General features: G+C 64.3%; 17 protein-coding genes. 3 read left to right on the forward strand and 14 right to left on the reverse strand.

Annotated features, from left to right (window positions below; genetic code table 11):
* The first annotated feature begins 3 nt into the window (after nucleotides 1–3).
* Nucleotides 4–819 carry a head GIN domain-containing protein gene (locus GTP41_RS16395; protein WP_161026652.1) on the forward strand — a complete coding sequence of 272 codons (816 nt, stop codon included), beginning with the start codon at nucleotides 4–6 and terminating at the stop codon, nucleotides 817–819.
* Here GTP41_RS16395 and GTP41_RS16400 read toward each other — a convergent pair.
* The 9 genes from GTP41_RS16400 to kbl form a co-directional block, all read right to left on the reverse strand.
* Nucleotides 793–2,013 carry a TIGR03862 family flavoprotein gene (locus GTP41_RS16400; protein WP_161026653.1) on the reverse strand — a complete coding sequence of 407 codons (1,221 nt, stop codon included), beginning with the start codon at nucleotides 2,011–2,013 and terminating at the stop codon, nucleotides 793–795. The genes GTP41_RS16395 and GTP41_RS16400 overlap by 27 nt on opposite strands.
* Nucleotides 1,986–2,597 carry a GGDEF domain-containing protein gene (locus tag GTP41_RS16405; RefSeq protein ID WP_161026654.1) on the reverse strand — a complete coding sequence of 204 codons (612 nt, stop codon included), beginning with the start codon at nucleotides 2,595–2,597 and terminating at the stop codon, nucleotides 1,986–1,988. Before GTP41_RS16405 ends, GTP41_RS16400 begins: the two co-directional genes overlap by 28 nt.
* Nucleotides 2,598–2,601: 4 nt before the next feature.
* Nucleotides 2,602–3,366, reverse strand: coding sequence for a substrate-binding domain-containing protein (locus GTP41_RS16410; protein WP_161026655.1), 765 nt, complete (start codon nucleotides 3,364–3,366; stop codon nucleotides 2,602–2,604).
* A 156-nt stretch (nucleotides 3,367–3,522) separates the two neighbouring features.
* Nucleotides 3,523–3,777: a molybdopterin converting factor subunit 1 gene (moaD, locus tag GTP41_RS16415; protein ID WP_161026656.1), complete on the reverse strand. Its 255-nt coding sequence runs from the start codon at nucleotides 3,775–3,777 to the stop codon at nucleotides 3,523–3,525.
* Between the two features lies 1 nt (nucleotide 3,778).
* The gene (locus tag GTP41_RS16420; RefSeq protein WP_161026798.1) at nucleotides 3,779–4,975 is read right to left on the reverse strand and encodes a molybdopterin molybdotransferase MoeA; all 1,197 of its coding nucleotides are present in this window, start codon (nucleotides 4,973–4,975) and stop codon (nucleotides 3,779–3,781) included.
* A 9-nt stretch (nucleotides 4,976–4,984) separates the two neighbouring features.
* Nucleotides 4,985–6,460, reverse strand: a complete 1,476-nt coding sequence (gene thrC, locus GTP41_RS16425) for a threonine synthase (protein ID WP_161026657.1) — start codon at nucleotides 6,458–6,460, stop codon at nucleotides 4,985–4,987.
* Nucleotides 6,461–6,550: 90 nt separating this feature from the next.
* Nucleotides 6,551–7,930: an L-serine ammonia-lyase gene (locus tag GTP41_RS16430; RefSeq protein ID WP_161026658.1), complete on the reverse strand. Its 1,380-nt coding sequence runs from the start codon at nucleotides 7,928–7,930 to the stop codon at nucleotides 6,551–6,553.
* A 20-nt stretch (nucleotides 7,931–7,950) separates the two neighbouring features.
* Nucleotides 7,951–8,913 carry an NAD-dependent epimerase/dehydratase family protein gene (locus GTP41_RS16435; protein WP_161026659.1) on the reverse strand — a complete coding sequence of 321 codons (963 nt, stop codon included), beginning with the start codon at nucleotides 8,911–8,913 and terminating at the stop codon, nucleotides 7,951–7,953.
* A gap of 21 nt (nucleotides 8,914–8,934) precedes the next feature.
* Nucleotides 8,935–10,137 (reverse strand): glycine C-acetyltransferase, encoded by a 1,203-nt coding sequence (kbl, locus tag GTP41_RS16440; RefSeq protein WP_161026660.1) that lies wholly within the window; start codon nucleotides 10,135–10,137, stop codon nucleotides 8,935–8,937.
* Between the two features lie 114 nt (nucleotides 10,138–10,251).
* Here kbl and GTP41_RS16445 point away from each other — a divergent pair, with 114 nt between their 5' ends.
* Together GTP41_RS16445 and GTP41_RS16450 are read left to right on the forward strand one after the other, a co-directional pair.
* The gene (locus GTP41_RS16445) at nucleotides 10,252–10,827 is read left to right on the forward strand and encodes a helix-turn-helix domain-containing protein (RefSeq protein WP_161026661.1); all 576 of its coding nucleotides are present in this window, start codon (nucleotides 10,252–10,254) and stop codon (nucleotides 10,825–10,827) included.
* A 3-nt stretch (nucleotides 10,828–10,830) separates the two neighbouring features.
* Nucleotides 10,831–11,163, forward strand: a complete 333-nt coding sequence (locus tag GTP41_RS16450) for a hypothetical protein (RefSeq protein ID WP_161026662.1) — start codon at nucleotides 10,831–10,833, stop codon at nucleotides 11,161–11,163.
* Here the strand turns inward: GTP41_RS16450 and GTP41_RS27995 are convergent.
* The 5 genes from GTP41_RS27995 to GTP41_RS16470 form a co-directional block, all read right to left on the reverse strand.
* Nucleotides 11,160–11,501, reverse strand: coding sequence for a DUF6404 family protein (locus GTP41_RS27995; RefSeq protein WP_371867370.1), 342 nt, complete (start codon nucleotides 11,499–11,501; stop codon nucleotides 11,160–11,162). The genes GTP41_RS16450 and GTP41_RS27995 overlap by 4 nt on opposite strands.
* Nucleotides 11,453–11,845 (reverse strand): nuclear transport factor 2 family protein, encoded by a 393-nt coding sequence (locus tag GTP41_RS16455; RefSeq protein WP_161026663.1) that lies wholly within the window; start codon nucleotides 11,843–11,845, stop codon nucleotides 11,453–11,455. The genes GTP41_RS27995 and GTP41_RS16455 overlap by 49 nt, the downstream gene beginning before the upstream one ends.
* Nucleotides 11,846–11,888: 43 nt before the next feature.
* Nucleotides 11,889–14,291 (reverse strand): zinc-dependent metalloprotease, encoded by a 2,403-nt coding sequence (locus GTP41_RS16460; RefSeq protein WP_161026664.1) that lies wholly within the window; start codon nucleotides 14,289–14,291, stop codon nucleotides 11,889–11,891.
* 3 nt (nucleotides 14,292–14,294) lie between these two features.
* A complete protein-coding gene (locus GTP41_RS16465) occupies nucleotides 14,295–16,469 on the reverse strand; it encodes a prolyl oligopeptidase family serine peptidase (protein ID WP_161026665.1) in 2,175 nt (724 codons plus the stop codon).
* 92 nt (nucleotides 16,470–16,561) lie between these two features.
* On the reverse strand, nucleotides 16,562–18,937 hold the full coding sequence (locus GTP41_RS16470) for a putative bifunctional diguanylate cyclase/phosphodiesterase (RefSeq protein WP_161026666.1): 2,376 nt from the start codon (nucleotides 18,935–18,937) through the stop codon (nucleotides 16,562–16,564).
* Between the last annotated feature and the right edge of the window lie 3 nt (nucleotides 18,938–18,940).

The following is an 18,940-nucleotide window of genomic DNA, read 5'->3' on the forward strand; positions in this document are numbered from 1 at the left end:
ACCATGAATTTCCGTTCCCTGTTCAAGATCGGCCTCGGCATGGCGCTGCTGGCGGTGCTGCTGACCGCCGTGTCCTACAGCATGTTGCGGGTCCAGGGCGCCGCCAATCCCACCAGCGTCGCCGGCCGTACCGCCCGCACCGAGGTGCGCGAAGTGGCCGCCACCACCTCCACCGTGGAGCTGGTCGGCCCGATCGACCTGCGCCTGCGCCAGGGCGACATCCCTTCGCTCAAGGTGCGTGGCGAGCAGCGCCTGCTGGGCAATATCGCCACTGAGCAGCAAGGCAATACCCTGCGCATCGGCTCCAAAGGCCTGCTGCTGCATCCGCGCCGCCCGATTGAAGTCGAACTTGTGCTGCCATCCCTGAATGAGCTGGTGATCAACGGCAGCGGCGACAGCACGGTTAATGGGTTCAGCGGCGAGCACCTGAGCGTGCAGTTGCAAGGCTCGGGCAACCTGACCTTCAATGGCCGCTATAAACAGGTGGAAGCCGGCGTGCACGGCAGCGGTGACCTGAACCTGAACACCGGCCAGGGTGATCGCGTAACGCTCGAAATGGTGGGTTCGGGAGCCATCACGTCCAGCGGCAGCTGCAAGGAGCTGACCGCCGACCTGACCGGTTCCGGTGACCTGAACGCGCAGCACCTGGCCTCCGACAAAGTGACCGTTACCCTGCAGGGCTCCGGCACCACCAATGTCTTTGCGCGCCAGTCGGCGGATGTGACGATGAAGGGTTCCGGCGACATCCGCGTGTACGGCAACCCGAACGACCGCAATGTGAGCCGCAGCGGCTCAGGCGGCGTGAGCTGGGTTCACTAAGTAGCGCAGCACATCCCTGCCGGCGGCCAGGCCGCTGGCAAAGCACGCCGTCAGCAAATAGCCGCCGGTCGGCGCTTCCCAATCGAGCATCTCGCCCGCCACGAAGGTGCCGGGCAAGGCCTTCAGCATCGTTCCCTGCAGCGCCTCGAAACGGACCCCGCCCGCACTGCTGATCGCTTCGTCGATCGGGCGCGGCGCGTGCAGGATGACCGGCAGCGCCTTCAGGGTGGCGGCCACGCGCAGCGGGTCGTGGAACGCCTCTTTGTCCAGCACTTCGTGCAGCAATCCGATTTTCACGCCTTTGATATTCACCCGGCTTTGCAGGAAGCTCGACATCGAGCGCGAGCCGCGCGGGTGCGACAGCTCTTGCTGCAGGCGCTCCAGCGGCCAATCCGGCAGCAGGTCGAGTTCAATGGTGGCGCGGCCTTCGGCGGCGATGCGGTCGCGGATGCCGGCGGAGACGGCATAGATCAGGCTGCCCTCCACCCCGCTGGCGGTGATCACCAGCTGGCCTTTGCGGGCGCCGATGGCCACCGTGGTCAAAGGCTGGCCGGCGTATTTGGCGGAAAAATGCTCGCTCCAGCGCGCGTCGAAACCGCAGTTGGCCGGCACCAGCGGCGCCACCTCAACGCCGTGCTGCGCCAGCAAGGTTTGCCAGGCGCCATCCGAACCAAGACGCGCCCAGCTCGCGCCGCCCAGGGCCAGTACGGTGGCTGCCGGGCGCACGATGTGCTCCCCGTCCGGCGCCGCGATGCGCAGCGCGCCGTCGCCGGTCAAGCCCAGCCAGCGATGGCGCTGGTGGAAATGCACGCCGCTTTCACGCAGCCGGTGCAACCAGGCGCGCAGCATGGGCGCGGCCTTCATCTCGGTCGGGAAGACGCGGCCGGAAGTACCGACAAACGTATCGATGCCCAAACCGTGTACCCAGCCGCGCAAATCGTCCGGTGTAAAGGCGTCCAGCATGGGGCGCAAGACGCCGGCGCGGCTGCCGTAGCGCGCCATAAACTGCTCATACGGTTCGGCATGCGTGATGTTCATGCCGCCGCGACCGGCCAGCAGGAACTTGCGGCCGACCGACGGCATGGCGTCGTAAACCGCGACGCGCACGCCTGCCGCGGCCATGACTTCCGCCGCCATCAGCCCGGCGGGGCCGCCGCCGATGACGGCTACACATTGTTCGTGATTACTCTCCATAGGGGCTGCATTGTAGTCGATCTTGGGGGATCGGCTGCCAGCACATCGCGGCCGTGGCGCGCGGCGCGCCGCGCCAGCGCGTCGAGCGCCCAGATGCGCGCGCTGCGCGCATTCATCTCCTGCCGATAGAAGCAGAATCGATTGCCGCCCAGGCTCAGCGCCTGCGCCATGGCCACATGAGCGGCGCGCAGCACGGCCGCGCTGTCGCGCCCATCGCCGGCCAGGGCGATGCCGATGCTGGCGCTGGTCGCGACATTGTCGTTATGCCAGGGCATCGGCCGCTTGACCGCCTCCAGTACGCGCTCGGCCAGCCCCAGCACGTCCTCTTCCCGGGCCAGGCCGGGAATGATTACAGCAAACTGGCAACCTAGCAGGCGCGTCATGCTTTCGCCAGGCTGCAGGACGCGGGCCAGCGCCGTCGCCACATGCGAGAGCAGCGCGCTGCACGCCTGGGGGCCGTGGCTGATTTTAATGCCGCTGTAACGGTCGATGGTGAGCACCAGCACGGCGGCCGTGTGCTCGCTGCTATGCGCCGCGGCCAGCACCTGGCCCAGGCGGTCATGGAAAAGTGCGATGGGTTCCATAAGCTCAATCCAGGTAGGGGACAAAATCGAAGGCGCTGAGGATGCCGTTTACTTGCGCCGACAGGCAGAAAGCAAAAAAACTGCGCGCAATGCCGAGCGGCGGCTCTTTGCTGACGAGCGTGAGTGAGCGGCAAATCGGGTAGCTGCCATTGCGGATATTGGCCATGCAGGCCGAGACGCCCGAAACCGGCAGCAGCCGGATCGACACGCCCTGCGCTATGGCGCGTTCCGCCGCGCCGATCGAAACGAATGAGATGGCGTTCTCGCAGGAAGCCACTACCGCCATGCGTTCGATATCCGATTCAACGGCAGCGTTAGGCTTGAAGGTATCGAGCGGCTGGCGCAGGAAGCGCGCCAGCAAGGCGTTGGACGCACTGCCCGGCTGGGCGGCGACGACATGGAAGGCATCCATGCGGCCGCTGAAGATGGCCTGCAGCTGTTCGAAGTCCAGCGGCTCCATCGGGTTCTCGGTGTGCACCACCACCCCCAGGCCATCGCGCGCAATCGGTATGCCATACAGGTCGTGCTCACCCGGCGCCAGGGCACGCGACAGCATGGCGATGTGTGCATGGCCGGCGCGCACCTCTTCCAGGCCGCGCAGGGAGCCGCCCAGCTCCACCTCAATCGCAACTTCGGGATGCAGCAAGCGGTACTTGGCCGCTATCTCGCGCAGCAGCGGTCCCATGGTCGTGGAGCCGGCGATATGCAGGCGCGCTGAATGCAAAAGCGGAGGGACGGAAACCGCGTCCGCCACAAAGACGAAACCCATTGCGACTCTCCTTGCAAGAAAGGAAATAAGCCGCAGGGAGGGGGCGACGGGATTTTAGAGGGGAAACGTGCGCGGCAGGTTTGGGCCGCACAGTTCCAAGTATATGCCGATGGCGCGCCAGGTCAACAGTAGCCGGCGCGCTGTTGCGAGGAGGTCTTAACCGCCTGTCACTGGTGGGAAAAAGGCAATTTCATCGCCAGCCGCCACGGGCGCAGCGGCGTCGCACATGCGCTGGTTGCTGGCCATGCGCAGGGCGCGCCCTTCCGCCAGAGCTCCGGCCCAGGGTTCGCCGCGCCCAATCAGCCAGGCGCGCACGGCGCCGACAGTGGCCACGCCATCCGGCAGGACGACGGTTTCGCCGCTGCCGAGCGCCTCGCGCACACTGGCAAAATACTTAAGATTGATCTGCATATCAGTACATCAATTCGCTGAAGGGGATAAAGCGCACCACATCGCCCGCCGCAATCGGGTTGCCGGGCGGGTTGTCGACCAGGCCATCGCCCCACACGGTGGAGGTCAGCACGGCCGAACCCTGGTTGGGGAACAGGTCCAGGCCGCCTTTCTCATTCAGTTTCGCGCGCAGGAATTCGTTGCGGCGGTCGGCTTTCGGCCAATTGAAGTCGGCCCGCAGCTGCATGCCGCGCGCCTGCGCCGGGACATCGGCGCCCTGCAATCGCAACAGGAAGGGCCGCACGAACAGCAGGAAGGTGACAAAACTCGACACGGGATTGCCCGGCAGGCCAATGAAGAAAGCCTGCCCTACTTCGCCAAATGCCAGCGGCTTGCCCGGCTTCACGGCGATCTGCCACATATTCAGCTTGCCTTCCGCCTCCACGGCGGGTTTGATGTGGTCTTCCTCGCCGACGGACACGCCGCCGGAGGTGATGATCAGGTCATTGCCATTGGCCGCCTGGCGCAACACGGCGCGCGTGGCATCCAGGGAGTCGGGCACGATGCCCAGGTCCTGCACCTCGCACCCCAGGTTTTCCAGCAAGGCGCGCAAGGTGAAACGGTTGGAATTGTAGATGGCGCCCGGCGCCAGCGGTTCGCCCGGCATGGCCAGCTCGTCACCGGTGAAGAACACTGCGACGCGCAGCTTGCGGCGCACCGCCAGTTCGGCCATGCCGATGGAGGCGGCCAGGCCCAGTTCCTGGCTGCGCAGGCGCGTGCCGCTGGCCAGGATCACGCTGCCGACGCTGATGTCCTCGCCGGTGCGGCGAATCCATTCGCCGGCTTGCGGCGCGTGGCGGATCGTGACCAGGCCTTCCGCCGCTTCGCACTGCTCCTGCATCACCACCGCATCCGCGCCCTCGGGAATCATGGCGCCGGTGAAGATACGGGCAGCGCAGCCAGGCAGCAAGGGCTGGCCGACATGGCCGGCCGGGATGCGCTGCGTGACCGACAAGGTGGCGCTGCCGCTGGCGCAATCGGCGGCGCGCACCGCGTAGCCATCCATCTGCGTGTTGTCATGGCCGGGCACATTCATGCCCGACACCACGGCACGCGCCAGGACGCGGCCATTGGCTTCCAGGGTCGGCACGGTTTCAACTTCCGCCGCGGGGCGCGCGGCGGCGAGCAGGAAATCGAGGGCTTCGCGGACGGCGAGCATTGCCATTGTTTACAGTCCTGTGTTGGCGGCGATGAACGCCTTCATCTTGGCCACGTCGGCCGGCATCACTTCAAAGCGCTGCGGCAGCGTTTCGATGTTCTCAAAGCCTGCCGGGCGCTCCGCGTCCTGGCCCAGCGCCTCCAGGATGGTTTCGTTGAACTTGGCCGCCAGCGCGGTTTCCAGCACGATCATCGGCACGCCAGGCTCGATATGCTCTTTGGCGACCTTGATGCCGTCGGCGGTGTGGGTGTCGATCACGATGCCGTAGTCGTCGGCCACGTCGCGGATGGTCTGCACGCGCTCATCGTGGTTCGATTTGCCGGATTTGAAGCCGAACTTTTCGACCAGCTTGAATTCGTCGCCATCGCTGCCCGGCGCGCCGGACAGGTCGAAACCGCCTTCGGTTTCCACTTTTTTGAACAGCTCGCGCACGCGCTTGCCGTCGCCCTGCACCAGGTCGAACACAAAGCGCTCAAAGTTCGACGCTTTGGAAATGTCCATCGACGGGCTGGAGGTATGGTAAGTCTCGGCCGACTTGCGCACGCGATACACGCCGGTGCGGAAGAATTCGTCCAGCACGTCGTTTTCATTGGTGGCGACGATCAGTTTGTCGATCGGCAGGCCCATCTGGCGGGCGATATGGCCGGCGCAGATATTGCCGAAGTTCCCCGACGGCACGGTGAAGGAAACCTTCTGCTCATTGCTCTTGGTCGCTGCCAGATAGCCACGGAAGTAATACACCACTTGCGCCACGACGCGCGCCCAGTTGATGGAGTTGACGGTGCCGATCCTGTGGCGGGCCTTGAATTCCAGGTCATTCGAGACCGCCTTGACCATGTCCTGGCAATCATCGAACACGCCTTCGACGGCGATGTTGAAGATGTTCGGGTCCTGCAGGCTGAACATCTGGGCGGTCTGGAAGGCGCTCATCTTTTTATGCGGCGACAGCATGAACACCTTGATGCCCTTCTTGCCGCGCATGGCGTATTCCGCCGCGCTGCCGGTATCGCCCGAGGTGGCGCCGAAAATGTTCAGCTGCGCATCCTGCTTGGCCAGCGTGTATTCGAACAGGTTGCCCAGCAATTGCATGGCCATGTCCTTGAACGCCAGGGTCGGGCCGTTGGACAGCGATTGCAGGATGAGCTTTTTGCCGTCGCTGTCGTCCAGCACGCGCAACGGCGTGATGTCGGCGGCGTTTTCGCCCTCGCGCACATTGCGGTAGACGTCGGCGGTATAGGTCTTATGCGCCAGGGCGCGCAGATCCGCTTCAGGAATGTCGTCAGCGAACTTCTTCAGGATCTCCACCGCCAGGTCGGCGTAGGACATGTAGCGCCACTTGTTCAGCTCTTCGCCGGTGACTTGCGGGTATTCCACGGGCAGGTACAGGCCACCATCCGGTGCCAGGCCGCCCAAAAGGATGTCGGAAAACTGCTGTGGGGAGTGTGCTGCAGCCGACGCGTCGGCCCGGGTAGACACGTATTGCATAGAGTAGAAAGTCCGGTTGGCAGGTAAAAACGGACATTTATTATAGTGCCAACCGAATATTCGTGGGGCGTTGCCCCACAAAACCTTAATTTAGCAGGCGGCGTGGTTCACCGTCACCACATGGATGGCCAGGCCACCCAGCGACGTTTCCTTGTATTTGGCCTGCATGTCGGCTCCGGTCTGGCGCATGGTTTCGATCACATTGTCGAGGGTGACAAAGTGGGTGCCGTCGCCCTTCAAGGCCAGCGAGGCGGCGGTGATCGCTTTCACCGCGCCCATGCCATTGCGCTCGATGCACGGGATCTGCACCAGGCCGCCGATCGGGTCGCAGGTCATGCCGAGGTGGTGCTCGATGCCGATTTCGGCGGCGTTCTCGATTTGCGCATTGGTACCGCCCAGTGCCGCGACCAAGCCGGCGGCGGCCATCGCACATGCGACGCCCACTTCACCCTGGCAGCCGACTTCAGCGCCGGAGATCGAGGCATTGCGCTTGCACAGCATGCCGATCGCGGCAGCCGTCAGCATGAAGGCGCGCACGCCCGCCACCGGATCGACTGGTTTACAGTCTTCCGCATAATATTTCAGCACAGCCGGAATGATGCCGGCGGCGCCATTTGTAGGCGCGGTTACAACACGTCCGCCTGCCGCGTTCTCTTCGTTCACCGCCATGGCGTACAAACTCACGCCGTTCAGCGCGTCGTGCGGCAGCTGGTTGGTGCGGTCGCCCTGCTGCGCCTGACGCCACAAATCAGCGGCGCGGCGCTTCACCTTCAGACCGCCCGGCAATTGGCCGGAAGTCTCCAGGCCGTGCTGGATGCAGTCGCGCATGACGTGCCAGATACGGTCCAGGCCAGCATCCAGCTCGGCTTCCGTCATCCGCTTCAGCTCATTCTCCCGCAGCATTTGCGGGATGCTCTTGCCGCTGCTGACGCCGTGGCCCAGCAGTTCCGCCATGGTGTTGAAGGGATAACGCAAGCGCACGGCGGGCTTGTCGTCCGCCGCGCTTTGCTCGCCTTCGGCGACAATGAAACCGCCGCCCACCGAGTAGTAAATTTTGGTCAGCGTGCTGCCATCCGCGCGCTGCAAGGTGAAGCGCATGCCGTTCGGGTGGCCCGGCAAGTTCTCGGCCATATGGAATAGCAGGTGCTGCTTGCGCGTGAACGGTACGGTCTTCTCGCCCAGCAGGCGCAGCTCCCCATCCACGTCGGCGGCGGCCAGCATATCGTCCACCGCGTCAGGATCCACGCCTTGCGGCGTTTCGCCCATCAGGCCAAGCAGCACGGCCTTGTCGGTGCCGTGGCCAACGCCGGTCAGGGCCAGGGAGCCGAACAGCTCAGCAGTCACCGAGGCAACATCGTCCAATGGACTGTTCTCGACCAGGAAGCGGCGCGCCGCCACCATTGGCCCCACCGTGTGGGAACTCGACGGGCCAATGCCAATCTTGAAAAGGTCGAAAACACTCATGTCCATTGTTACTTGTCTCTCTCTGGTTATGCGGCCTCGCTGAGGCTCACGTCAATATTCGCCAGCATGTCCTTCACCATCTCGTCCACGCCGATGCTTGCTTTCCAGCCCCAGTCCGCACTCGCCTTGGAGTCGTCCAGGCTGCGCGGCCAGCTGTCGGCAATGGCTTGGCGGCTGTCCGGAGTGTAGGCAATCTTGAATGCAGGCACCGCACGGGTGATCGCTGCTGCCAGTTGTTCCGGGTTGAAGGAAACGCCGGCGACATTGTACGACGAACGGATCTTAATTTGTTCGGCCGGCGCGTCCATCAATTCAATGGTTGCGCGGATTGCGTCGGGCATGTAAATCATGGGCAGCGTGGTCTGCGGGCCGAGGAAGCAATCGTAGGTCTCGCCGCGCAGCGCGGCGTGGAAAATCGCGATCGCGTAGTCGGTGGTGCCGCCGCCTGGTGGCGATTTAAAGCTGATAATTCCTGGGTAACGGATCGAACGCACGTCAACGCCGTACTTCAGGAAATAATATTCGCACAGTCGTTCGCCTGCCAGCTTGGAGATGCCGTAGATGGTGGTTGGATCCATCACGGTGAACTGCGGCGTGTTCTCAGCCGGGGTGTTCGGGCCGAACGCCGCGATCGACGATGGCCAGAAGATACGCAGCGGCTTGCCCTGCTCGCCGCGCTCGCGCGCCACTTCCAGGATATTTAACAGGCCGTCCATGTTCAGGTCCCACGCTTTCAGCGGCGCCGCCTCGCCGGTGGCCGACAGCATGGCTGCCAGCTGATAGACCTGGGTGATGCCTTCCGCTGCCACCAGTTGCTCCAGCGCGGTTTTGTCCATCACGTTCAGCACCTGGTAGCGCGCTGCGTTGTATTTATTGACCGGGCTGATATCGGTAGCAATGACATTCTGCGCGCCGTGCTGCTTGGCCAGCGCCTCCACCAGTTCAGAGCCGATTTGGCCGTTGGCGCCAATGACGAGGATACGTTCCATGTTCTTACCTGCTTTTTCCAGTTAGTTCTTGATGATGCCGAGTTCTTTGCCAGCTTGTTCGAATGCTGCGAGGACCTTGTCCAGTTGTTCGCGGGTGTGGGCGGCCGACAACTGCACGCGCACGCGCGCCTGACCCATCGGCACCACCGGGTAGAAGAAGCCGGACAGCAGCACGCCCAGCTCGTACATGCGGGCCGCGAATTTCTGCGCCACTGGTGCTTCGAACAGCATCACCGGCACCACCGGGTGGGTGCCTGGCTTGATGGTGAAGCCGATGCGCTCGATCTCCTTGCGGAAGTAGGCGGTGTTCTCATGCAGGCGGTCGCGCAGCTCGGTGGAGGCGGACAGGCGCTTCAGCACTTCCAGCGAGGCGCCGGCGATGGATGGGGCCAGCGTGTTGGAGAACAGGTACGGGCGCGATTTCTGGCGCAGGGTGTCGATCACTTCCTTGCGGCCGGAGGTGAAGCCGCCCATGGCGCCGCCCAGGGCTTTGCCCAGGGTGCCGGTGATGATGTCGATCTTGCCCAGCACATTGTGGTGCTCGTGGGTGCCGCGGCCGGTCTTGCCCATGAAGCCGGAGGCGTGGCACTCGTCAATCATCACCAGGGCGCCGTACTTCTCGGCCAGTGCAACGATCTTGTCCAGCTGGGCGATGGTGCCGTCCATCGAGAACACGCCGTCGGTCACGATCACCTTGTGGCGCTTGTCGGCGGCAGCCTGCAGTTGCTTCTCCAGGTCGGCCATGTCGTTGTGGGCGTAGCGGAAGCGCGCGGCTTTGCACAGGCGGATGCCGTCGATGATGGAGGCGTGGTTCAGCGCGTCGGAGATGATGGCGTCGTTTTCATCGAACAGTGGTTCGAACACACCGCCATTGGCGTCGAAGGCCGCCGCGTACAGGATGGTGTCTTCGGTGCCGAGGAATTCGGAGATGGCTTTTTCCAGCTGCTTGTGCACGGTCTGGGTGCCGCAGATGAAGCGCACCGAGGACAGGCCGTAGCCGTATTTCTCAGTCGCTTCGATGGAGGCCTGCGCCACCCATTCCTGGCCGGACAGGCCCAGGTAGTTGTTGGCGCACATATTGATCAGGGTACGACCGTCTTCAGCCTGCACTTCGCTGCCCTGGCGCGACGCGATTACGCGTTCCGGCTTGTACAGACCCTCGTTGCGCAGCTTTTCCAGGTTCTGTTGCAGGCCCGTGTAAAACGCATTCGTCGCTTGGCTCATGGTCGTCCTCTGATGTAAAGTTTACTCTTATTTCACTAATCCGGATGGAATTCACTATATTGAACGTAAATTCGATATACAGAATCCTACGTTACTACATTGAACTTTGCAAGCGTGAAGCAGACCACTCCCACCAATGCCCCGCCGGAAGTCGGCGCCGCCCTGCAACGATTGCGCCTGGCGCGCGGCCTGACGCTGGAGGACCTGTCCCGTATCGCCGGGGTCTCCAAGTCCATGCTATCGCAGATTGAACGGGAAAAGGCCAATCCGACCATCGCCATCACCTGGCGCCTGGCCAATGCCCTTGGGGTGCAGATCGGGGAGTTGCTGTCCGACGTCGAAAAGGATGTCGAACTGATAAAGTTGGTGGATGCGCATGAGACCCCTACCCTGCCTGGCGCGCACGCCGGCTACGTGCTGCGCATCCTGGGGCCGATGGAACTGGCGGGCAAATACGAATGGTACGAGCTGACGCTGGCACCGGGCGGCGAACTGGTCTCGCAGCCTCATGACCCGGGCACCACCGAGCACCTGACCGTCATGCATGGCTCGATGGAGCTGGAAGTCGCTTCCAGCAAAAAGAAGGTCAAGCTAGGCGGCACTGCGCGCTATGTCGCCGACGTCCAGCACGCCATCCGCAACCCCGGCAAGTCCGAGGCGAAGGCGCTCCTCGTTGTGATTCACCGCTAAACCTTGCAAACTAAAACCAGCACCTGGCTGCGCGCCCTCTCCTACCTCATGGTCATTGGCGGTACCGTTGCGCCTTTGATCTACGAGGAGATTTCGCGGCGCGGCCGCAGCAGCAGCGTCGGCGGATGCCAGAACGCAGGCTGTGTCGGCGCTGGCACCGGGGAAGGCCTGCTTTACATGGCTTTCCTCATCCTGCTGTGGGCGTTCTGCTCGCTGGTCAACGCGATTGCCTTTTACGGCTATCCTGGCCGCACCAGTTGGTTGCGCCGCCTGGAGCTGGCAGTTTTTATGCTGCCTTGGGTGGGCCTGGTTACCTTGTGGCTGGTGCGCTTCTAAGATCGCCCCAGGTCACGCCAGGCGGGCAAGCCATTCCTGCGCTTCGCCCTTTCGTACGACGCGGCGATGACGCCACCAAACACAGCGCCCGCGAAGATCGCGTACGCAAGGCCGGTATTAAAGCTCGCGCCATCCTTGGACCAATGCAGTAGCCACATCGGGCCGCCCCACATCACCGTATAGTACGAGCCGACGACAAGGAAGTTTTGCCAGAAGGAGGCAAAGTGCGGTGGTGCCAGGTCGATGCCGAGGCGCCATAACCCAAGCTCCCGCCCCCCGGCCTCACCGCTTAGACCATTGACCGGACCGCAGTCGCATGCGACCAGACAATCTGCCAGGCGCCATTGCGCTTCTCATAGAGGTCGGTATGCCAGTGCGTGGCGCGCGGCATGTGGTGCTGCCCAAAAGTGACTTCCAGCTCGGACTGGTAGCGGATGGCCGCGCCCTGGCCGAACAGCCGCACTTCGATGTCCTTCGGCTCCCAAACCTTGTAGCACAGCGTCCCGGCGGCGATCGCACCAAGGTACTGCTCCCTGGACAACGCCATGCCAACCGGCGTGACGAGCTGGAAGTCGTCGGCGTGCAGCAATCTGGCCGCTTCGACATCACCGGCTACCAGTGCCGCGAGCCGCGATTGTTCGAGCGCGCGCAGCGCTTCGTGTTCCTTCAGTATTTCGGACATATTGCTCCTCGTTGGCTTCGGATGAGTGGCCACATGGCCAGCCTCAGATAGGGGCTCCGGGCGGGATTGTTGGCAGGGCGCGCAGCTTGACGCTGCGCGGGTCGGCCAGGTAGCGCAGAACGTGGTCGGCGGCCTGGGCGCGGCTGGCGGCTGTGGTGCCTTTGCCGGGGTTGGCTTTCAGCCAGCCGGCCAGGGAGCGCAATTGCTGGCGCAGGTCGGCGTCGACGTTGGTGTGGAGCTTGCCGCCGTCTACTACTTGCAGCAGTGCGTCAAGCACGACCCAGTTGGCGGCAAGTTGCACGGCTTCGCCGCCGCCGAGCTTGCCCGGGACGGAATTGCGCTTCCAGGTGCTGGCCAGTGCGGCATCGATGATTTCGCCGGTGCCAGGCATGGCGGCGTCGCGCGCGTGTTGCCAGTACAGGCGGTTCAGGCGGCTGGCGTCGAACAGGAAGCCTGCGGTCTGGGCGGCGCCGGTTTCGGCGGCCGAGAGCGCGTCGAAGACGGCGCTCATGCGGGTGCCGAAGTACTCCTTGTTGCGGTCGAAACCTGCTGCGGGCGGGGAGAGCTGGTCAAGCAGGCCTGCAGGCAGCGCCAGGTATTCGGCGCGCAGGGTTTCGGCCAGGCGCGCGATGGCGGCGCGCTGGGTGGCGGCGGGCGTGGTTTTGACGCCCGCTGCGGCGCGGCCAGCGCGGATGTCGGCGCTGGTGGCGGATTCGTACTCGCCGCCTGCCAGCAGGCGCGCCACGGCTTCACCCTGGTAGCGCTGCAGCAGGTAGACCGGCACCAGGCGCGCTTCCAGTTCGCCTACCTGGCGCTCGTCTGGCAGCACGTCGAAGGAGAAGTTGTCCAGCGCGCGGCGGCGGATGGCGCCTAATTGATCCCACGTCTTCAGCGCGTCGGGGCCGAAGTCCCACAGCAAGCCGTTCGGGTGCGCGGCGCCCTGGGCGCGCGCGTCGTTATCGGAAACGTATTGCAGGCCGGCGGCGCGGGCATCGCTGCGCAGCTTGGCCAGGGCATTTGCTTCCGCCTCGCCGCTGCCGAAATCACCGTAGACATACTTCACCAGGTACTCGTCCCAGGCGCCAACGCCAACACCGTAGGCGTCCTGCAGGTCGATGCCGCCGTCGGCGCCGAGCTTGAGCACCGGATGCGGGTAGTCCATGACGGAGCCGTTGCCGTGGCGGCTGGCGGCAAAGTTGTGCGCAAAGCCGAGCGTGTGGCCGACTTCATGCGCGGAAAGCTGGCGCAGGCGCGCCAGGGCCATTTGCTCGGCGAGCTTGCGGCGTTCGACGGCGGCGGTTTTGCCGTAGGGCGCCAGCAGCGCTTCGGCGATCAGGATATCCTGCCGCACGCGCTGCGATCCCAGCGTGACGGCGCCCCGGATGATCTGGCCGGTGCGCGGATCGGTGATCGCGTTCCCGTAAGACCAGCCGCGCGTGGCGCGGTGCACCCAGGTGATCACGTTGTAGCGCACATCGGCCGGGTCGGCGCCTTCCGGCATCAACTCGACACGGAAGCCGTCCTTGTAGCCCGCCTTCTCGAACGCGGCGCTCCACCAGCGCGCGCCTTCCAGCAAGGCCGAGCGCACCGGCTCGGGCGCGCCACGGTCAAGGTAGTACACGATTGGCTTGCCGCCCTTTTCCAGGCGATGCCGGATCTGCCAGCGCACGTCGAGGCTGCTTGCCAGCGGCGTGGCGAAATCGTAGTAGGCGGTGTCGATGCCGCCAGAGAATGGATGGTAACGGCGCGGCTGGTAGCCGTTGTCCGGCAGCCGCACCATGGAAATATGCTGGCGCATAGAAAGGCTGGCCGGATCGGCCGCCACCTGGCGCACATACTCGCCGCTGCCCGGACCGGCAAAGGTCAGCAACGCTTCAAGTTCGATATTGTCGGGGAATGCTTTCGCCTCGGCCGGCAGCACCGCGCTGCGCCTTTCGTCGATGCGATAAGCGCCCTGCTTCGTATCGGCCAGGCGCTGCACCACGCCATGCTGGTCAGCCAGCAGGAAGCTGGAGAAATCCACCAGGTGGCGCGCGCCTTCGCTGGCCAGGATATCGCCCGACCACAGCACGGCACCGGCAAAGGATTCTGCCACCGCATTGCGCTCGTCGGCATCGGCGGAACGCGCGACAAAGCGCGTGTTCTCCTGCACCAGGAACAGGCGGTTGCCAAACTTCTGGAAGCGCACCACCTTGCCCTCGCCCGCCTGGGCACGATCCAGGCCGACATCGTTCGAGCCCAGCGCATAAGGTAAAGAGGTGGTGAGCAGGAACGGCTGGCCCAGCTCGCGCACGGAAAGGAGCACGCGCCCCTTGTCCGCGTCGCGCCACAGCTCGATGAAACCGGTCTGCGGCGCGAGCGAGCGCGTATGGTCAGCGAAGGTTTTTGGCGCCTCTGCTGCCGTGGCCGGCGCAATCAGGGCAGCCCACAGCAGCAGCGCGCGCACGGCTTACTGCCCGCCGGTGGTGGACGCAGCCGGTGCGGCTGGCTGCATATCCAGGGCGCGGGTCAGGAAGCCCCAACGGTCGGCCACTTCCTCGATCTGCTTGGTGGTCGGTTTGCCGGCGCCGTGGCCAGCCTTGGACTCGATGCGGATCAGGATCGGGGCCGCGCCGCCCTGCGCAGCCTGGGCTGCGGCAGCAAACTTGAAGCTGTGCGCAGGCACCACGCGGTCGTCGTGGTCGGCGGTCAGCACCATGGTCGCCGGGTAGCAGCCGCCCTGCTTCAGGTTATGCAGCGGGGAGTACTTGACCAGGGCCTTGAACTCGTCGGCATTGTCGGACGAACCGTAGTCCGAAGTCCATGCCCAGCCGATGGTGAACTTCTGGAAGCGCAGCATATCCAGCACGCCCACCGCAGGCAGGGCCGCGCCGAACAGGTCCGGACGCTGGGTCATCGCCGCGCCGACCAGCAGGCCGCCGTTGGAACCGCCGCCGATCGACAGCTTGGCTGGCGAGGTCACCTTGTTCGCCACCAGCCATTCGGCCGCGCCGATAAAGTCGTCGAACACGTTCTGCTTTTGCAGCTTGGTGCCGGCCTTGTGCCACGCTTCGCCGTACTCGCCGCCGCCGCGCAGGTTGGCCACCACGTAGACGCCGCCCATTTCAACCCATGCCAGGTTGGCCACGGAGAAGCTCGGAGTCAGCGAGACGTTGAAGCCGCCGTAGCCGTACAGGTAGGTCGGGTTGCTGCCGTCCAGCTTCATGCCCTTCTTGGACACGATGAACATCGGCACCTTGGTGCCATCCTTGGAGGTGTAGAACTGCTGGCGCACATCGAACGCGCTCGGGTCGAAATCGACCTTCGGCTGGCGGTAGATGCTCGACTTGCCGGTCTTCATATCCAGGCGGTAGATGGTGGCCGGGGTGGTGAAGCTGGTGTAGGCGTAGAAGGTCTCGGTATCGGTCGCTTTGCCGCCGAAACCGCCCGCCGAACCCAGGCCCGGCAGCGCGATATCGCGCACATGCTTGCCCTTCAGGTCGACGATCTTCACGGCGCTGTGCGCGTCGCTCAGGTAGTTCAGCACCAGCTGCTTGTTGACGATGCTGGCGCCGGTCAGGGTTTGCGCGGTTTCCGGCACGATCTCTTTCCAGTTCTCGCTGCCTGGCTTGCGCACGTCGATGGCGATCACGCGCGAACGCGGCGCGTTCTTATCGGTCAGGAAGTAGAAGATCGGGCCGTCGTTGTCGATGAAGTTATAGGAAGCGTCGAACTGCACCAGCAGGTCTTCCACTTTGGAGTCCTTGGCCTTCAGGTCTTTGACGAAAACGCGGTTCTTGCGCTCGGTGCCGTGCGAGCCGTTGATGATCAGGTAGCGGCCATCGTCGGTCACTTCGGCGCCAAAGCCCCATTCCTTCTGGTCAGGGCGGTGGTACACCAGCACGTCGGCATCCTGCGCGGTGCCCAGCTTGTGGAAGTAGACCTTCTGGAAGTAGTTCACGCCAGCCAGCTTATTGGCTTCGGTCGGTTCGTCGTAACGGCTGTAGTAGAAGCCGGAGCCGTCAGCCGCCCAGGCGGTGTTGGAGAATTTGACCCACTTGATATGGTCGGCCAGGTCCTTGCCGGTTTCGATATCGCGCAGCTTGATTTCATTCCAGTCGGAGCCGGAAGCGGCGGTGCTGTAGGCCAGGTACTTGCCGTTCGGGCTGACGGCGGTGCCGGCCAGCGCCACGGTGCCATCGGCAGCCAGGGTGTTCGGGTCCAGCAGCACGCGCGGGGTTTCGTTCAGGTTCTTGGCGGTGTACAGGACCGACTGGTTCTGCAGGCCGTCGTTACGGCTGAAAAAGTAGCGGCCGCCCTTCTTCGACGGCACGCCATAGCGCTCGAAGTTCCACAGCTTGGTCAGGCGCGCCTTGATCGCTTCGCGTTGCGGGATCTGCGACAGCCACGCGTTGGTCACCTTGTTCTGTTCCTGCACCCAGGACTTGGTCTCGGCGCTGTTGGCGTCTTCCAGCCAGCGGTAGGGGTCGGCAACCGTGGTGCCGTGATAGTTGTCCTGCTGCTCAACCTTCTTGGAAACCGGATAGGTCACGGCGGCGGCGCCTGCTGGGCAGGATTGGGCCAGGGCCTGGCCGCTGAAGGCGGCGATCAGGGAAAATGCAAGGGTAGCGCGCTTAAATGGCATGTGTCGTCCATAGGGATAGTTATGAATGCGGCAGCGATCATAACGTGGAATATGACAAATAAGTAACTATCCGGAGCGCCCCGGGCAGTTTTTTATTCGGCCAAAGCGGGTGCGCGCCAGTTCTCGACCCAGCCCGCCAGCTGGTCGGCCGGCATCGGGCGGCTCATGAAGTACCCCTGCCCCTGGTCGCAGCCCATCTCCGCCAGGATGTTCCAGGCGGCGTCGTCCTCCACGCCTTCCGCCACCACGCGCAGGCCCATATTGTGGCCAAGGTCGATGGTGGAGCGGACGATCTTGGCGTCGCCCACGTCGTTCGCCATGTTCAGCACGAAGGATTTGTCGATCTTCAGTTCGTCGACCGGCAGGCGCTTCAGGTACGCCAGCGAGGAATAGCCGGTGCCGAAATCGTCAATCGACAGGTCGCAGCCCATGGCGTGCAGGCGCTCCAGCGTTTGCTGGGCGCGCACCGGGTCGTCCATGATGGCGCTTTCGGTGATCTCCAGGCAAAAAGCGCCGGGCGAGACGTGGTGGCGCATGAAGATCTCGGCGACCTTGACCGGCAAATCCTGGTCCAGCAGGTCGCGCGTGGACAGGTTGACCGACACCTTCAGGTGGATGCCGCGCTGCGCCAGCGCATGGCACAGCTCCGCCGAGCGTTCCAGCACCCACTGCGTCAGCACGCGGATAAAGCCGGTTTGCTCGGCGAACGGGATGAACTGGTCCGGGAAGACGTTGCCGCGCACCGGGTGCTGCCAGCGTACCAGCGCCTCCGCGCCCACCACACTCCCGGAGGAGAAGGTGATCTTGGGCTGCACGAACAGGCGCAGCTCGTTGTTCTCCACCGCGCGGCGCAATTCCGTCAGCAACGACAGGCTTTGCTGGCTACCCTCGTCAATCGACTCCTCATACACCACGGCGCCGTCGTTGCGCTGCTTGGCGGTATACATGGCCACTTCGGTCTTGCCCAGCAGCTCCTCGCCATCCACGCCATGCTCGGGGTAACCGGCAATGCCGATGCCGGCGCCGATGTCGACCATCTGCTGCTCCAGCGAGAGCGGCGTTTCCAGCGCCTGCAGGATTTCCGACGCCACCACCACCGCCTGCCCCAGATCCGAACCTGGCAGCAGTACCGCGAACTCGTCGCCGCCAAGGCGCGCCAGGTAGGCCTGGTGGCGCCGGTTGGCCAGCAATTGCTGCAGCCGCCCCGCCACCAGTTTCAGCAAGGCGTCGCCAAAGCTGTGGCCCATCACATCGTTGACATGCTTGAAGCGGTCCAGGTCCATCATCAGCACATAGACCGAGCCGCCGCGCTTCTTGGCGTCGCCCAGCGAGTCGTTCAGCTTGAGCAGGAACTGGGCACGGTTGGGCAGGTTGGTGAGCGGGTCCCAGTACGCCAGGCGTTTGATTTCCTGTTCGCGCTTGGCGATACCGTCGCGCATGCTGCCGAAGGCGTTGGCCAGCGCGCCGATCTCGTCGGCGCGGGACGACGCGATATCAACCTTGTAATCGCCCTGCTCCAGGCGCCTGGCCGATTCGGCCAGCTGGCGCAGCGGCTGGGCAATGCGCTTGGCCGTCAGCACGCTGGCCACGGCGCAGATGACAATGCCGGCCACGGTCAGGCCCAGCAGCCAGTGCTCCAGCCGCTCATATTCGGCGGTGGCTTCGTCTATCGAGCGGCCCAGCATGGCCACGGCCACATGGCCGTCATCTTCCCCGATAGGCGTCATGCGCACCGAGTAGCGGTCGCCGTCGATCGCCAGGTCCACCGCGCCGGCCGGCACGCTGCGCATGCTTTGCAGCTGGGGCATGATGGTGCCGACCGACGCCGGCGGCCAGCTGGACGCCACCGGCAGCCAGTGCCCTCTGGCGTCGCGCGTCAGCAGCAGGGTTTGCAGGGCCGTGGTCTCGCGCATGTCGCGCGCCAGCCGTTCGTCGAGCGGGAATGCCATCACCACAAAGCCGATCGTCACCGGCGCCTTCACCGGCACCACCACAATCTGGTACGGCATGCGCTCCACCACGGCGACGCCGTTGGCGCCGTCGCTCTCCTCCGCCTTGTCCAGCATGGTCACGACCATGTGCTCCAGGCCCGCCGCCTGGGCGTCGCTGGTCGACGCCACCACCTTGCGCTCGGGGCTCACCAGCATGGTCATCGAGGCCTTGATGCGGCGGCCGTGGTTGGCCAGCGCCGATTCAATGGTGGCGCGGTCGCCTTCATCGGTGTTGCCGATGGCGGCGAGGAAGCCGGTATCGCGCGCCAGCAGGCGGGCGCCGTTGCGCAGGTTCTGCGCATTCTGATCCATCAGCCGCGCAAACACTTTGCCGCCATTCACCAGCTCCGCGGCAATCGCCGTGCGCGCATTGCTGTCGATGCCGCGCTGGATCACGGCCAGCCCCACCAGCTGCACCACGATCAGCAGCACCAGGAACAGGGTGACGATGCGGCTTTCCAGGCTGCGGAATCGCATGGC

This window comes from Pseudoduganella guangdongensis, assembly GCF_009857475.1.
Classification (GTDB): Bacteria; Pseudomonadota; Gammaproteobacteria; order Burkholderiales; family Burkholderiaceae_D; genus Rugamonas; species Rugamonas guangdongensis.